Raw genomic sequence first — 18,647 nt, 5'->3', positions numbered from 1 at the left:
TCGTAAGCACCGTCTGCATCCGTGGTAGTCGTGGCTACTTGAGTGCCGTCGGCTATCAGATTTACAGTCACGTCTTCGATACCCTCTTCGCCAGCATCTTGTTGGCCGTTAGCGTTGTCGTCAAGGAAGACGAAGTCACCAATTGCGGCGGTCTCGTAGAAACCAGCGTCGTTCGTGTCGTCTTCTTCACCACTCGTGATCGTGATCGTGCCCGTCCGACCTGTAATTGGGTCAGCATCAGAATCAGTTGCGTCGTCGCCACCAGCATCAACTGGGCTAGGCTCGGTTCCGGCGGGAGCTTCAAACTCTACCACGTAGTCACCAGGAACAACGTCCGTGAACTCATAGGCGCCGTCAGCATCAGTAGTCGTGGTTGCTACCACATCACCGTTCTCGTCAAGCAGGTTGACAGTGACACCCTCAATTCCGTCTTCAGTTGGGTCTTGGATACCATCTGCATCTTCGTCAAGGAAGACGAAGTCGCCGATTACACCAGTTTCGAAGTAACCAGCATCGATGGTTTCGTTGTCCTCGCCACTCGTAAGGACGATAGGCTGGCTTAGACCAGTCGTTTCGTCGGCATCGCTGTCCGTAGCATCGTCGCCCACGTTTTGTGGAGCGGTGCGGAAGCCGGTTGGAGCTTCGAACTCAACTACGTACTCTACGCCAGGCGTGAGTTCGGTGAACTCGTAAGCACCGTCAGCATCAGTGGTAGTGGTTGCTACCTGAGCGCCATCTTCCAACAGATTAATGGTGACATCTTCGATGCCTTCTTCGCCAGCATCCTGCTGACCGTTAGCGTTGTCGTCGAGGAAGACGAAATCACCAAGTGAAGCGGTCTCGTAGAAACCAGCGTCGTTCGTGTCGTCTTCTTCTCCGCTCGTGAGCGTGATCGTACCGGTTTGACCGGTAATCGGATCGGCATCGGAGTCAGTTGCATCGTCGCCACCAGCGTTAACAGGGCTAGGCTCAGTACCTGCGGGAGCTTCGAACTCTACTACGTAGTCACCAGGAACGACGTCCGTGAACTCGTAGGCGCCATCAGCATCAGTAGTGGTCGTTGCCACTACATCACCGTTCTCGTCAAGCAGGTTGACGGTCACGTCTTCGATGCCTTCTTCGCCGGCATCCTGAACGCCGTCGGCATCCTCATCGAGGAAGACGAAGTCACCGATTGATGCAGTCTCGTAGAATCCAGCGTCAATCGTCTCGTTGTTCTCTGCGGACATGAGGACTACCGTCTGGCTCAGGCCAGTCGTCTCGTCGGCGTCGCTATCAGTAGCGTCGTCACCCACGTTTTGTGGGGCAGCACGCAAGCCGGTCGGAGCTTCGAACTCTACGACGTATTCCTCACCAGGCATTAGGGAAGTGAACTCGTAAGCACCGTCAGCATCAGTTGTTGTAGTTGCTACTTGAGCGCCGTCGACCAACAAATTGACCGTTACGTTTTCGATGCCTTCTTCGCCTGCATCTTGCTGACCGTTAGCATTGTCGTCAAGGAAGACAAAGTCACCGATGGCGGCAGTCGTAAAGAAGCCGGCATCGTTCGTGTCGTCGTCTTCACCACTCGAAATGGTAATCGTACCCGTCTGGCCCGTTACCGGATCGGCATCGGAGTCAGTTGCATCATCGCCACCAGCATCAACCGGGCTAGGCTCGGTACCGGCAGGTGCTTCAAACTCAACTACGTAGTCACCAGGAATAACGTCCGTGAACTCGTAGGCGCCGTCAGCATCCGTCGTAGTAGTTGCTACCACATCACCGTTTTCGTCAAGCAGGTTTACGGTCACGTCTTCGATGCCTTCTTCACCTGGATCCTGAACACCATCGGCATCCATATCTAGGAAGACGAAGTCGCCAATGGAACCAGTCTCAAAGTAACCAGCATCAATTGTTTCATTATTCTCGCCACTGGAAAGAATAACTACTGGGCTTAAACCGGTAGTCTCATCCGCATCGCTATCGGTAGCATCGTCACCCACATTCTGCGGAGCAGTGCGTAGTCCGAGAGGGGCTTCGAACTCAACTACATATTCCACACCAGGCGTGAGTTCGGTGAACTCGTAGGCACCGTCAGCATCAGTGGTAGTCGTTGCTACCTGCGCACCGTCTTCCAGTAGGTTGACGGTAACCGCTTCGATGCCTTCTTCGCCAGCATCCTGCTGGCCGTTGGCATTGTCGTCGAGGAAGACGAAATCACCAAGCGAAGCGGTCTCGTAGAAACCGGCGTCGTTAGTATCGTCTTCTTCGCCACTCGTGAGCGTAATCGTACCAGTTTGACCGGTAATTGGATCGGCATCAGAGTCAATTGCATCGTCGCCGCCAGCGTTAACTGGGCTTGGCTCAGTACCTGCGGGAGCTTCAAACTCCACTACGTAGTCACCAGGAATTACATCCGTGAACTCGTAGGCGCCGTCGGCATCGGTGGTGGTCGTTGCTACCACGTCGCCATTTTCGTTAAGCAAGTTGACGGTAACGTCTTCGATGCCTTCTTCGCCGGCATCCTGAACACCGTCCGCATCATCATCGAGGAAGACGAAGTCACCGATAGAAGCAGTCTCGAAGTAACCAGCGTCGATGGTCTCGTTGTTCTCTCCGGACATCAGGACTACTGTCTGGCTCAGGCCAGTCGTCTCGTCGGCATCACTGTCGGTTGCGTCGTCGCCTACGTTTTGTGGGGCGGCACGGAAGCCAGTGGGAGCTTCGAACTCGACCACATACTCTTCACCGGGGGTGAGGGAGGTAAATTCGTATGCACCGTCTGCATCAGTGGTAGTCGTGGCTACTTGAGTGCCGTCGGCTAACAGATTTACAGTTACGTCTTCGATACCTTCTTCGCCAGCATCTTGTTGGCCGTTAGCGTTGTCGTCAAGGAAGACGAAGTCACCAATTGCGGCGGTCTCGTAGAAACCAGCGTCGTTCGTGTCGTCTTCTTCACCACTCGTGATCGTGATCGTACCCGTCCGACCTGTAATTGGGTCAGCATCAGAATCAGTTGCGTCGTCGCCACCAGCATCAACTGGGCTAGGCTCGGTTCCGGCGGGAGCTTCAAACTCTACCACGTAGTCACCAGGAACAACGTCCGTGAACTCATAGGCGCCGTCAGCATCAGTAGTCGTGGTTGCTACCACATCACCGTTCTCGTCAAGCAGGTTGACAGTGACACCCTCAATTCCGTCTTCAGTTGGGTCTTGGATACCATCTGCATCTTCGTCAAGGAAGACGAAGTCGCCGATCACACCAGTTTCGAAGTAACCAGCATCGATGGTTTCGTTGTCCTCGCCACTCGTAAGGACGATAGGCTGGCTTAGACCAGTCGTTTCGTCGGCATCGCTGTCCGTAGCATCGTTGCCCACGTTTTGTGGAGCGGTGCGGAAGCCGGTTGGAGCTTCGAACTCAACTACGTACTCTACGCCGGGCGTGAGTTCCGTGAACTCGTAGGCACCGTCGGCATCCGTGGTAGTGGTTGCTACCTGAGCACCGTCTTCCAATAGGTTGATAGTCACATCTTTGATACCTTCTTCGCCGGCATCCTGCTGGCCGTTAGCATTGTCGTCGAGGAAGACGAAGTCACCGATAGAAGCAGTTTCATAGAAACCAGCGTCGTTAGACATATCCTCTTCTCCACTAGAAAGGGTGAAAGCAAACGTCTGGCCGGTAGTCATATCGGCATCAGAGTCTCTTTCATCGTCACTACCGACATTAACTGGTGAAGTGACGGTACCAAGTGGAGTAACAAATTCAATGATGTAATCTCCGGGAGTGACATCTCTGAATTCATAGTTACCGTTTGCGTCCGTTGTGGTTGTTGCAACCACGTTTCCGTTCTCATCTAATAGATTTACGGTAGCGTCGGCAATGCCTCGTTCACCAGGATCTTGGATACCATCAGCATTTTCGTCGAGGAAAACGAAGTCGCCAATTACTCCTGGCTGGAAGAATCCAGCATCAATAGTTGGATTATTCTCTCCACTCATTAGGGTAACAGTCTGGCTGAGACCGGTTGTCTCATCAGCATCGCTATCAGTAGTGTCGCCTCCTACATTTTGCGGAGCCGCGCGCAAACCGGTTGGAGCTTCAAATTCAACGACATATTCTTCACCGGGGGTAAGAGAAGTAAATTGGTAAGCACCGTCAGCGTCGGTTGTGGTGGATGCCACTTCGGTGCCATCGACCAAAAGGTTAACCGTTACATCGTCGATACCTTCTTCACCGGCATCTTGCTGACCGTTTGCGTTATCGTCGAGGAAGACAAAGTCTCCAATAGAGGCCGTCGAGAAGAAGCCTGCATCATTGGTTTCGTCATTTTCACCACTAGCTAGGATGATTGTGCTTGTCCGTCCGGAAATTGGATCAGCATCGGAATCTTTAGTATCGTCGCTTCCAACGTTCACTGGACTAGGCTCGGTGCCGGCGGGAGCTTCAAACTCCACGACATATTCTACCCCTGGTGTAAGATCAGTAAACTCGTAAGCGCCGTCAGCATCTGTTGTGGTTGTGGCTACCTGAGATCCATCTTCAAGCAGGTTGACAGTGACATTGTCAATACCTTCTTCGGTCGCATTCTGTAGACCATCAGCGTTTTCATCGTGGAAAACGTAGTCACCAATAGATGCAGTTTCGTAGAAGCCTGCATCCACCGTATTGTTTGTTTCACCAGTAGCGAGGATGATTGTTGGAGAAAGTCCGGTGTTTATGTTGGCATCGGAATCAATCGTATCGTCATTACCCGTATTGGCGGGGCTACGTTCCAGACCAGCTGGAGCAGGGAATTCAACCTGATATTCAACGCCTGGAACCAGGCCGTCAAATTCGTAAATACCGTCGTTGTCTGTTTGAGTTGTCGCTACAAGCGTCCCTTCAGAAAGCAGGTTAACAGTCGCATCTTCGATTCCTACGTCCATGGCATCTTGCTGACCATTGGCGTTTCGATCTAGGAAGACCAGATCTCCGAGCGTTGCACACTCCTTATCGTCTACGCCAAGTTCAAAGGTTTCTGAGTTTTCACAACCCTTACTGTCCGTAACAACCACCTCGTAGGTAGTGGTGGATGATGGAGATACCTCAATGGCATTCTGAGTAGAGATTACCGTCGAAGAGCCAGCTACCGTCCACACATACGTGTAAGGAGCTGCGCCACCGTTGACGGTTGCCGTAACGGATGCGGAACCACCTTCACAAAGCGTATCGTTAGGATCATCGCTAGTAACAGTGATAGACGGAAGCTCATTCACCGTGACGGTTGAGGTCGCTTCATCCGTACATTCCGTGACGCCGCCATCAGAGCTGACGGAAGTAGCAGTTACCGTTACAGTGTAATCGGTAGTTGTCTGGGGAGATACCTGGATAGACTGAGTCGTTTCTCCAGTAGACCATTCGTAGGAGATCGTACCATCTCCTCCGGTTACGGTTGCGGTGAGGGTAGCGGTAGCTCCGAGACAGATCTCATCATCATTTACCTCAACGGAAGGTTGAGGCAGGACGGTGACCATTACTACGTCGCGCTCAAAACAGCCATTGGCGTCAGTCACACGGACGAAGTAATTGTGTACACCAATCGTTGACGGAGTTACCGTAAGCTCAGTAGTTGTACTCAGAATATTGGATGGGGCATCAGCTTTAAACCATTCATAAGTGAAAGGCATCGCCGTAGAAAAGAATACGCCTTCTACCAAAAGGGTAGTAGACTCTCCCTGGCAGATAGATATGTCATCACTCAGATCCGGAACCGGAAGGGGATTTACCGTAACTGTTGTATTTGTCTCACCTACACATCCGTTTGCGTCCGTTACCGTAACGCTGTAACTAGTGGTAGCCTGCAGGTTATCAATAGTAACTGAACTAGAGGTAGCGCCAGTGCTCCAAGCATAAGTAAATGGAGCTTCTCCGACGGTGACATTAGCAACGAGGGTCACATCCTCTTCCTGGCAGATCGTTTGGTTAGGAACCGAAACAACCGGAAGTGGGTTAACCGTTACCGTAACTTCATCGGTACTTATACAGCCGTTAGCGTCGGTCGCAGTAACGGTGTAGGTCGTTGTTTCAGTAGGCGTCACACTTACGCTCGCACCCGCGCCAGCGCCCATATTCCATACGAATGAAACGGGCATAGTTCCGCCAGCAGAGGTTGCCGAGATGGTTGTACTACCACCAACGCAGATCTCTACATCGTTTGAGGCAGTCACTGCAGGGCCTGATTGATCGATAAGCGTAGCGTCTTCGATGTCGATCGGGCAATTAGCATTACCCCAACGAGCAAATAGGTCGTAGTTGCCAGCGCTAAGTCCGGTAATGGTGATGCTTTCCTGATCAACTGAGGTTGAGTAAGGATACGTGACACCTCCGTCAATGCTAAAGGAGATACTTACTCGGCTTGGGTTATTCACAAAATTTACCGTAATGGAGCCATTGGCCTGCGTACAGGTTGGATCCACGGTAGAGATACTGGTCACTTCAGGTTCGTCAAAAATGGTGATCACTTGCTGATCTTCATCGGTGCAACCATTGCGTGTTGTGGTCAAAGTGGCCGTTGAGGCACCATTGCCATTCTGACTCGCGGGTAGCGTGTAGGTTACCACGTGAGGGCCGGCACCGGTTGCGGTAGCTGGGCTGGCGTTGATACCAAAGTCCCAAGTGTACACCGTGCCACCAACCGTAAGGTCTGCTTCAAAAGTCACGGTTTCGCCCGTACATACTGTAGCGGGGACGGCTGAGATATCCGCAACTGGCTGAGGCTTAACCACGATGCGACCGGTAGCTTCTCCTTCACAGCCATTGGCATCAGTGAAGGTTACAGTGTAGGTAGTAGTAGCGCTGGGGCTGAAAGTTGCCGAATTGCTCGTACCACCATTGTTACTCCAAACGTAGGTGAATGGCGCGTCGCCAACTACGGGGACGGCAGTAAGCGTGGCGGACTCACCGTTACAAATCGTCTGGTCGGCGATTGTGGCGGTGGGATCGGGCTTGACGGTTAACGTCACCACGTTACTAATGTCCTGGTCGCAATCCGTGCCGGAGCAGCGCAGGTAAGCACGGTACTGGTAGGTACCCGCCGCGAGCGTTCCGTCGGTGGTAAAGGTGTTACCGGTACCACTGACCGTAGACCAAGCGCCGCTCGTGCCCGAACGGAGTTGGTAGCGAACATCCTGACAATCAAGGCCACCGCTTGGGCTAGCCGTGATAGTAGCCGTTTCGCCAAGACACAGCACATTATCGCTCAGGCTGATGGTTACTTCAGGATCTTCCACCACTTCGATGGTGATCACATTAGAGTTGTCATTGTTACAACCGGTGCCGTCGCAGATGTACTGCGCACGGACCTGGTAAGTACCGGGAGCGAGGTTTGCGGCCGTAGTGTAGGTAGGGGCGTTCGCTACCGTAGCGAAGGAACCGCTCGTACCACTACGCTGCTGCCAACGAACGGCGCGGCATTCGAGGCCACCGCTAACATCGCTGGTAAAGTTGAAGGCACCGCCTTCACAGACTTCGTCATCACCGGTAATGGCGATGGTCACTTCAGGATCGGGTACTACCGTTACAGTGACGTTATCGGTAGAGGTACAGCCGTTGGCATCCGTTGCCGTGACGGTGTAAGTAGTGGTAACCGTGGGGGATACGGTTACGCTAGCACCGTTGCCGGCGCCGTTATTCCAAGTGTAGGTGACCGTACCGGTTCCGCCGGTAGCAGTAGCTGTTAGGGTAGCATTGCCACCGACACAGATTGAGGTAGCACCGGAGGCTGTTGGGCGGGGGCCCAGTTCATCCGTTAGCGTCACGGGTGAAAGATCGACTGGACAATCTGCATTACCCCAGCGTGCGCTTAGGGTATAAGTACCTGCATCCAGATCACTTACTGTGTAACTTCCACTTGCAACCGAAGCATTGTTATCAGAGAAGCTTCCACCGTTAATGCTGAATTGGATATTGGACCGTCCATCCTGAGGGCCAAAAGAGAAGGTGATGGTACCATTATCTTCTGTACAAGTAGGATTAGTAGACGTCACTACCACATCGGGAGTTTCCTTTACGTCGAGGGAACCGGCGTCCTCTGCGGTACATCCCGTGGATTTGTTGGTGATGGTCACTGAATAAGTTCCTTCGTCAGACAGCTGTGCATCAGTAACCGTGATGGTCTGAGTAGATGCACCCGTACTCCAAGCGTAATCGTATTCAGAGGCAGCGCCAGGATTCGGCGTTGCGGTAAGCGTAACATTGTCGCCTTCACAGACTGCAGCGTTAGCGACCGTGACTGTAGGAATCACGTCAACTGTTTTGGTGACGGGAGTAGACCAAATAAATGGACACCCACCAGTGCGGCGCGATCCGCGGCGGTACTGGGTAGTCGCAGTGATGGCTGCAGGGTCATAGCTAGCACTTGTGGCTCCACTGATGTTGGACCAAGAACCGGAGGTACCGGTTCGGGTCTGCCACTGGTAGCGAGTGGATCCGCCCTGTCCTCCGGTAGGAGCAGTCCCAGTAATCGTAGCTGGGTCGTAAGGACCGCATTCGGCCTCGTTGCCCGTGAGCGTTCCAGGGTTGGTGTAATTATCAATTACGTTTTTAACCACTACGTTAGAGTAGATCCACGGACAATCAGTCGCGTTTCTGCGAGTTGCTCTACGGTAGTCAGTTCTAGAGGTGATGGGGCCAGGGTTAAAATTCACACTAGTGGCTCCAACGATGTTTACCCACGGGCCGGATGCGCCGTCACGTTCCTGCCATTGGTAACGGATCGAAGCTCCGCTACCACCATTAGCGGGAGTGCCAGTAATTTCTGCGGGATCGTAGTCCTCACACTGAGCTTCATTGCCCGTAATAGCTCCCGGGTCGGTGACATTTTCACCGACGGTTTTGGTCACTACGTTTGAACCAATCCACGCACATGCGGTGGCATTGCGGCGTGCGACGCGGCGGTACTGAGTGGTAGCCGTGATCGAGCCTGGGTTGTAGTTCAGGCCAGTTGCACCGGAGATATTGCTCCAGGCACCACTAGTACCGGGGCGCTGTTGCCACTGGTAGACGATAGCGGGGCCATTGCCGCCTGAGGCAGCCGTGCCGGTAATGATTGCGGGGTCATAACCACCACACTGGGTTTGATTGCCCGTGATATCACCCGGGTCAGTAATGTTGTCACTAACAGTTTTAGTCACTACGTCCGTTTCAATCCACCCACACCCGGTAGCGTTGCGACGAGCGACGCGACGGTACTGCGTAGTTGCCGTGATTGGGCCGGGGTTGTAGTCCAGGCTAGTCGCGCCAGAGATGTTGCTCCACGCACCACTCGTACCAGGACGCTCTTGCCACTGGTAGACAATGGCGGGGCCGTTGCCACCGGAAGCAGCCGTACCGGTGATGTTGGAAGGATCATAACCACCACACTGGGTCTGATCGCCAGTGATGGCTCCAGGATTAGTGACGTTATCGCTCACCGTCTTGGTGATAATGTTCGTCTGCGCAAATCCACAGCCGGTGCCACGGCGGGCCAGGCGGCGGTACTGAGTAGTTTGGCTGATCTGGCCGGGATCGTAGCTCACGCCGGTCGCTCCAGCGATAACCGTCCAGTTACCGGAAGTGCCGGGGCGGCTCTCCCAGGTGTAGGCCAGTGGGAACTCAGCGGCGCCACCGCTAGCGGGCGTGCCGGTGATGATGGAAGGATTGTAAGCTCCACACTGCGTTTGGTTTCCGGTAAGGGCACCGGGTGTAGTTGGCTGACGCTTAACCGTTTTGGTAACTACGCCAGAGAAGATGAACCCACAACCACCCAAGCGGCGGGCGCCACGGCGGTACTGCGTCGTTTGCGTAATGGGGCCTGGATTGTAATTAGCGGAAGTTGCACCGCTGATGTTTACCCAGTTGCCGGATACACCGACGCGTGACTGCCACTGGTAGCGAATACCGCCACCAGAACCGCCAGTGGGAGCGGTGCCGGTGATAGTAGCAGGATCAAAATCATCACACTCCGTTTCGTTGCCCGAAAGCGCGCCGGGGTTCGTGATGTTATCGGACCCTCCGACGGTGACATTTGGTACGTCAACCGGACATTCGGCATTGCCCCAACGCGCCCACAAATCGTAGGTGCCAGGTGCCAGGCCGGTAGCGGTGAAAGTTCCCTCGTCGTCATCGGAAGAGTAGGGGTAAGTATTGCCGCCATCGATACTGAAGGAGATACCAGTACGAGTAGGCTCATCCACGAAGGAGAAGACAATCGTACCATTATCCGTATCACAAGATGCGTTGGTAGCGGTCGCCGTTACCTGAGGTAGTGGGTGAACGGTCGCCGTTACGATGTTGCTAATGATGTAAGGGCAGTTGGCACTACGGCGAGCTGCGCGGCGGTACTGAGTTGTTTCAGTAATTACACCAGGATTGTAGCTTGTTCCGGTTGCACCAGCGATAGTTACAAAAGAACCACTGGTACCCACGCGAGACTGCCAGATGTACTGGATGGCAGCACCCGAGCCACCAGTGGCAGCGGGGCCAGTTAGGGTAGCGACGTCGAGTTCATCACAACCCGCCTGATTGGCGGAGATCACGCCAGCGTTGGTGACGTTATCGATTACTGTTTTGGTGACTACGCTACTGTAGATCCAAGCACAGCCCGTAGCGTTGCGACGAGCCAAGCGGCGGTACTGAGTAGTAGCCGTGATAGGACCAGGATTGTAGTTTTGTCCAGTTGCGCCGGATATGTTAGTCCAACTTCCAGTGGTACCCGTACGCTGCTGCCAGAGGTAACGAATGTTTGGGCCATTCCCACCAGTTGCGGGCGTACCCGTAATATTTGCGGGGTCGAAACCTTCACATTCGGTCTCGTTGCCACTGATAGCTCCGGGATCATCTACATTGTCGCTCACCGTTTTGGTAATGACGTTTGATTCAATCCAAGCACAGCCAGTAGCATTGCGACGAGCGACGCGGCGGTACTGAGTGGTGGCCGTAATGGGGCCGGGGTTGTAGTTCAGACTAGTGGCGCCAGATATATTGCTCCACGCACCGCTTGTACCTGGGCGTTGTTGCCATTGGTAAACAATTTCAGGTCCATTGCCACCTGAGGCAGCTGTCCCTGAGATGTCAGATGGATCGTAATCGCCACACTGAGTTTGATTACCCGTAATGTCACCGGGGTTGGTGATGTTGTCACTCACTGTTTTCGTTACGACATCCGTGCCTACCCATGCACAGCCAGTAGCATTGCGACGTGCGACGCGGCGGTACTGCGTAGTAGCCGTGATCGGGCCAGGGTTGTAGTTCAAGCCGGTTGCACCGGAGATATTGCTCCAGGTACCGCTCGTACCGGGGCGCTGTTGCCACTGGTATACAATTGCAGGGCCGTTGCCACCTGAGGCAGCCGTGCCCGTGATGTTCGCCGGGTTGTACCCACCACACTGAGTTTGGTTGCCCGTAATATCACCTGGCTCAGTGATGTTGTCACTAACGGTTTTAGTCACTACGTCCGTTTCAATCCACGCACACCCAGTAGCATTGCGACGAGCAACGCGACGGTACTGCGTAGTTGATGTGATTGGACCGGGATTGTAGTTCAAGCTTGTTGCACCGGAGATGTTGCTCCAAGCACCGCTCGTACCGGGGCGCTGCTGCCACTGGTAAACAATGGCAGGGCCGTTGCCGCCGGAAGCAGCCGTACCGGTGATGACAGAGGGATTGTAACCACCACACTGCGTCTGATCGCCAGTAATGGCTCCGGGATTAGTAACGTTATCGCTCACCGTCTTGGTGATGATGTTTGTCTGCGCAAATCCACAGCCGGTGCCACGGCGGGCCAGGCGGCGGTACTGAGTAGTTTGGCTGATCTGGCCGGGATCGTAGCTCACGCCGGTCGCTCCCGCGATAACCGTCCAGTTACCGGAAGTGCCGGGGCGGCTTTCCCAAGTGTAGGCCAGAGGGAACTCAGCGGCGCCACCGCTAGCGGGTGTGCCGGTGATGATGGAGGGATTGTAAGCTCCACACTGCGTTTGGTTGCCAGTAAGTGCACCGGGTGTAGTTGGCTGACGCTTGACCGTTTTGGTAACAACTCCAGAGTAGATGAATCCACAGCCACCCAAACGGCGGGCGCCACGGCGGTACTGCGTCGTTTGCGTGATCGGACCGGGATTGTAGTTAGCGGAAGTTGCACCGCTGATGTTCACCCAGTTGCCGGATACACCGACGCGTGACTGCCACTGGTAGCGAATACCGCCACCAGAACCGCCAGTGGGAGCGGTGCCGGTGATAGTAGCAGGATCGAAATCATCACACTCCGTTTCGTTGCCCGAAAGCGCGCCGGGGTTCGTGATGTTATCGGACCCTCCGACGGTGACATTTGGTACGTCAACCGGACATTCGGCATTACCCCAACGCGCCCACAAATCGTAGGTGCCAGGTGCCAGGCCGGTAGCGGTGAAAGTTCCCTCGTCGTCATCGGAAGAGTAGGGGTAAGTATTGCCGCCATCGATACTGAAGGAGATACCAGTACGAGTAGGCTCATCCACGAAGGAGAAGACGATCGTACCGTTATCCGTATCACATGAGGCATTGGTAGCGGTCGCCGTCACCTGAGGTAGTGGGTGGACGGTGGCCGTAACTATGTTGCTAATGATGTAAGGGCAGTTGGCACTACGGCGAGCTGCGCGGCGGTACTGAGTTGTTTCAGTAATTACACCAGGATTGTAGCTCGTTCCGGTTGCACCAGCGATGGTAGTGAAAGTACCGCTGGTACCTACACGTGACTGCCAGATGTACTGGATGCCAGCACCCGAGCCACCAGTGGCGGCTGGGCCAGTTAGGTTAGCCACGTCGAGTTCATCACAACCCGCCTGGTTGGCGGAGATCACACCAGCGTTGGTAACGTTATCAATAATTTTCTTAGTGACCACACCACTCTCAATCCAAGCACAACCCGTAGCATTACGCCGTGCCACGCGGCGATACTGAGTAGTCTGGGTGATTGGACCAGGATTGTAATTCAGACCAGTTGCACCGGAGATATTACTCCAGGCTCCACTCGTACCGGGGCGCTGTTGCCACTGGTATACAACGGCGGGGCCGTTGCCACCGGATGCAGCCGTACCGGTAATGACGGCGGGATCGAAATCTTCACATTCCGTTTCGTTCCCCGTAATTGCGCCGGGGTTGGTAACATTATCGCTAACTGTTTTGGTAATTACTCCAGAGTAGATCCAGGCACATCCCGGTGCGTTACGCCGCGCCAAGCGACGGTACTGCATAGTCTGAGTGATAGGACCAGGATTATAGTTAGCACCGGTAGCTCCTGAAATATTACTGAAGCTTCCGCTTGTTCCCGTACGTTGTTGCCATAAGTAGATAATGGCTGGGCCATTACCGCCGGTGGCTGCAGTACCCGTAATTACGGCGGGGTCGTAACCACCACACTGAGTTTGGTTGCCAGCAAGCGATCCAGGATTGGTGACGTTGTCACTGACTGTTTTAGTGATGTGATTAGTCTGAGAGTAGCCACAGCCAGTGCCGCGACGGGCGAGGCGGCGGTACTTAGTGGTCTCCGTAATCTGCCCTGGGTCATAGCTAACCCCGGTGGCATTCGCGATAGTTACCCAGCCGCCGGTAGTGAGACTCTGCCACTGGTAGGTAATTGGGAATTCGCTGGCACCACCACTAGCGGGCGTACCGACAATAGCGGTTGGATTGTAAGCACCACACCGTGTTTCGTCTCCCGTCAAACTACCAGAATTCGTTGGTTGCCGCTTAACAGTCTTTGTTACTTCACCAGAATAAATGAAACCACATCCACCCGTCCGGCGTGCGCCACGGCGGTACTGGGTAGTTTGAGTAATTGGTCCTGGATTGTAGGAGCTAGAGGTAGCGCCACTGATGTTTACCCAGTTGCCGGAAGTCCCAACTCGAGACTGCCACTGGTAGCGCGTTGACCCGCCATTGCCGCCGCTGGGGTTGGTACCGGTGATGTTAGCGGGGTCAAAATCATCACATTCCGTTTCATTCCCGGTTAGGGCACCAGGGTTAGTGAAGTTACTGTTTACGGACTTGATAACTGTGTTAGAAATAATCCAAGCACAGCCAAGCGCGTTTCGCCTGGCTACGCGGCGGTACTGAGTTGTAGTAGTAATCTGACCCGGATCATAATTAAGACCCTCCGCACCCAAAATATTTACCCATTGGGAGGACGAGTTTGGACGGCTTTGCCATTGGTAAATGATAGCGGGGCCACTTCCACCGGAAGCAGGTGTACCGTTGATCTGCGCTGGGTTAAAGGGTTCACACCGAGCTTCGTTAGCGGAGATTTCACCGGGGTTGGTAACGTTATCGCTGACGGTTTTCGTAATTACGTTGGTGTTTACCCATCCACAGCCGGCAGCGTTACGACGCGCGCGGCGGTAGAATTGAGTAGTCGCAGTAATGTTACCTGGGTCGTAGTTCGCACCAGTTGCACCGTTAATAATTGCCCATGCACCAGAAGTACCGGGACGAGAGAGCCACTGATAAACTACTCCGGGGCCTGATCCACCACTAGCGGCAGTACCCGTGATTTGAGTAGGGTTATAAGCTCCACAACGGTTCTCGTTCCCCGTGAGGGTGCCACCATTGGTGAAGTTGGTACTGACCGTTTTCGTAATGATATTATTCGAAGCAACCCAAGCACAGGCGCCCGTTCGACGTGCCAGACGGCGGAACTGAGTAGTTTGAGTGATCTGCCCAGGATTGTAGTTAGCACCCGTTGCGTTATTGATATTAGCCCAACTTCCAGAGGTGCCATTGCGGCGCTGCCATTGGTAGGAGATAGCCGCCCCACCACCGCCGGTAGCCGCAGCACCGGTGATGTTCGCTGGGTCGTAAGCGCCACACCGCGTTTCGTTGGCGGAAAGATTACCACCGTTTGTTACGTTCTGAGTGACCGTTACGGTAACAACATTAGAGGTCTTGTACGCACAGTTAGCATTCTTGCGGGCCTGGCGGCGGAACTTAGTTGTCGTGCTCAGCGCGGGTGAATCGTAGTTCACGCCGGTGGCTCCACCAATATTCGTCCAGGCACCGGAACCTACCTGCTTCTGCCAGCGGTAAGAAACACCAGCTCCGAGGTTGGTTCCAGTGAAGGCCGCGGGATTGAAAGGTGCACATCCAGACTGGTTAGCCGCAATTGTGCCCGCATTAGGTACGGTGGGGTACACATCGACCCGGATAGCGTCGGTGGACTTACAGCCGTTAGCGTCCGTGATAGTTACTGTATAGGTAGTCGTTACGTTAGGGGATACATTTTTGACCTGGCCGCTTCCCAAGCCATTGCTCCAAGCGTAAGTGTAAGGGGCTTTACCACCGGCACCCTGGGCGGTCAGTTTCGTAGTCGCATCTTCACATACCGGACCACAAGTGTCGTTGCCGCCGAATTGGGGAAGTGTGCTGCTGTTTAGTTTTACGTTGAAGTCAAGATTGGCTCCAGCGTTGGCAATGATATTAGTGTTATTAGGCTGTTGAAGGATGGTGTAGTTTGCCCAGCTAGAGAAACCGAAGACATTAGGGTTCAGGAGATGCCCACCGGTTCCAACCTGGAAGTCAGCTCCTTTCTGGAAGACATTCATTTTAAAACCAGCCAGCGCATTCAGTCCGGTTACATTACCACTGAATTCTCGGTAGTAGTACCAATCAGGCTTAGCGGCGGTGGCGCAAATTTCCAGTTTAGGCGAATCACCAACCGGCGTCTGGCTACGCCCCGTCATCACCACGTCGAAGCGCAGCTTGAAGTTGGCATTTTGCTGGTTGACTACGTCAAACTGAAGACGTGCAGAACCATTGTTATACTCTTTAAAGGTACCGTTGATTGCGCGGTAGTATTTACCCTGAACGTCATTCAGTTGTCCGGGGAAAAGTCGGTAGGCGTAAAACGCGCGCAAGATGTTACTTTGTGTATCATCCTGACAACTCCGGGAATCGTTTTGAACCGCTTTCGACAGTTGCTCATCTCCGCAGTAGGCAATGACAGTGGGACCGTCATCCTGGCTGATCATTACGTTGTCTAGCGTAAGACCGCAGGGACTACCTATATACTGTACCACGGGAGTGTAAGTGCCGACAGTAACGTTATTAAAGGTATAGGAACCAGCGCTGAGGTTAACCCGCTGGCGGGTTGCACCACCGGTAATACTCAGATCGATCTGCGTGAATTCTCCGGAAGGATCCTCGTCAAAGAAGAAGGTGATGCTACCGTTGCCATTACAGGTGGCATTAGAGGTAGCGATCTGAACGTTGGGAGCGCGGCGGATATGTACGTCCCGCGTGCCACCATTCGTCTTAAAGGAATCTTCACAAGCACACTTGATGAAGCGACGGTACCAAGTGGAGCCAATGCCACGCGCTGGGGGATTGTAATCCTCACCAGTTGCGCCAGGAATATTTACCCAGTTTCCACCCATCGTGGCTTTCTCTTGCCACTGGTATTGAGGCTGGCCTCCGTCGGAACAAGCCCCACGGGTCATGTCAATCACTGGCGCGTCGAAAGTCTGGCCATCGGCTACGCACACAGTGAAGTGACCGGTCAGGAAGGAACCTGGGTCCGTAACGCTACAACAATTTAGCTTACCGTAATCAAACTTGCCATTACAGTTCAGGCGCTCGTGGGCCGGATTGTTACAAGATGGGTTAGATGAAGTAGCTGTAGTTGAGGTTTGGTAGGTATCGTCGCCAACCTTAACGTAATCGATAGCTACGTTGAGGTCACAACCGTTGTTACCATCGTTGACAAAATGTAACTCTACGTCAGACCCAGAAGTGAAGTTATTGTAAGTAAATTCCTGCCATCCAGTCGAGAGCACGTAGGTACCAACTGCATTATTGTTGACGCGCAGTTCCACTCGTTCGTGACCGCAATCACCCTTGGCGCGGAAGGAAAGAATACAATCCGCTTTGTTCTGTGGGCAGTCTACGTCCGCATAAGCCAGACCTGCAATAGTATAGGACTGACCGTTTTCACCATTAGGACCACGACCATTACGGGTATCAATTTCAACCTCAATTTGGCTGGCTCCCCCAGGTACATTAGGAACGGAGAGTTCCAGTAGGTCAATACAACAGGGGCCACCGCCGTCAGTAAATGTCCAGGCTTGAGTAGCTAGCTGGACGCCGTTGACTTTTGCGTTAAGACGTACGTAACGACCATCAAGGGTGATCTCTGAGAAGGGGATACGAAGTTCAACGTCACGCGTGAGCGTAGACGTAGGAATGTCGATATTAAAGCTAGCAATACTGTTATAGCCAGTGAGGGTCGTAAAAGTACCAGATCCGGCAACGTTCTGATTGACGTTTCGGAAAGCAAAGCTGGCGAGTGACTGAAGGCCGTGGTTATTACTGTAGTTGTTGCTACAATCCCCGGGAAGGGCGTTGTGCCGGACCCAGGAGACGCCGGTTGGGATCAAACCCCGATAGACGTGGAAGCCGCTGTTACCGTTATTGGTCAGCAAGACCTTTTCGAGCAAGTAGTAGCTACCGTTACTAGCCAGCACGGAAGTACTTGACCCAGGGTTATCCCCTTTGTAGACTACCTCGACGACGACCTGGTACACGTTGCCGCTGGAAGGAATGACCGTTTCGGCCATTGGGTTAGCGGAGCAATCGACGTCACTTACGTAGGCGTCCACCGTTTTCCCTTCATCACAAGTAGCCAGGAAATCGGTGGGAGGGGTGCCACCGTCGATAATGGTACCCTTATCCTGAAAACAAACCAGGTCGACCCAGGAATTATTATTAGTAGAATGGTCGCGGTAGAAGTAGACCTCAGCTTTTGCGGTCTCGGCCGGTGACACGCCATCGAGGCTATACAGGTTATAGCCGCTCTGACGGCTTACGACCACCCGTTGCGAAGAAATGACCTGATTATTCGACTTTCTAAATTTGACGCCCACTTCCATAGTGCCCTCGCTGGAGTGGTTTTTAGCGTAGGCTGAAAAGCAGAATTGGCGATTCGCACCGAGATTGAAAGTTTGAGAAACAACGTCACCACGGCTGTCTAATTTGACCGCCCAAGAGCCATTGTATACGTATTCGTCAGCCTGACCGGAATTGATAAACTTTGAAGCCCCACCCAAGTACCACACATTGGAACGTTGCTCAAACCCACGGTCACTCAGTTTATTGTTCTGGCATTGTGTGCTGGACTTCACAAGCGGGTCAGCATCCACCAGTGGCTTTCCAGTATAGGGCACGTCATTGTCCGGGAGCGATTCGGATGGATTTTCTTCTCCAAAAAGCATAGCTCTCGTCATCACCATCAACTTCTCCATCTCCACAACGGTCGCACCGTTGAAGCGAACCACCACATCGTCAAACTGACCGTTCTCTGGCGCTTTCCACATCGCCAGGCCGTCAGTATTGACTGGTAGCCGCTTCGAGAAGGGCTCTCCGTTGAACGTTGCGGAGAAAGTGACGAAGTCACCCGCACCACCGGAAGTTTCGAACCGTACGTAGTCGTCCTGCGCACCAGGCCGGCTTTCATCCACCGCCATGAACTCGTAGAAACTGGCGACACTTTCGTTAAGCTCGGCGGCGGGAGCAATATCCTGCGCGGCTGCGTTGTTCTCGGTTTGCGCGTCAAGGCCCGTAAAAACGGACAGACAGGCTGCAAACACAAAAAGCAGGCGAAGGGCCTGCCGACGGAGTACCGTAGGTTTCAT

General features: G+C 53.6%; 1 protein-coding gene (only partly in view). It reads right to left on the bottom strand.

What is annotated here, in order from left to right:
- Window positions 1-18,647, bottom strand: partial view of an SdrD B-like domain-containing protein gene (locus A3850_RS09070; RefSeq protein WP_068215799.1) — the beginning only. The gene continues 29,644 nt to the left of window position 1, outside the view; the window shows 18,647 of its 48,291 coding nt (coding positions 1-18,647); the start codon lies at window positions 18,645-18,647; the stop codon falls past the left edge of the window.

The sequence above is a fragment of the Lewinella sp. 4G2 genome (assembly GCF_001625015.1).
Lineage (GTDB): Bacteria > Bacteroidota > Bacteroidia > Chitinophagales > Saprospiraceae > Neolewinella.
The sequence above is the reverse complement of the archived record's forward strand: the minus strand, read 5'-3'. Positions and strand labels throughout refer to the sequence as shown.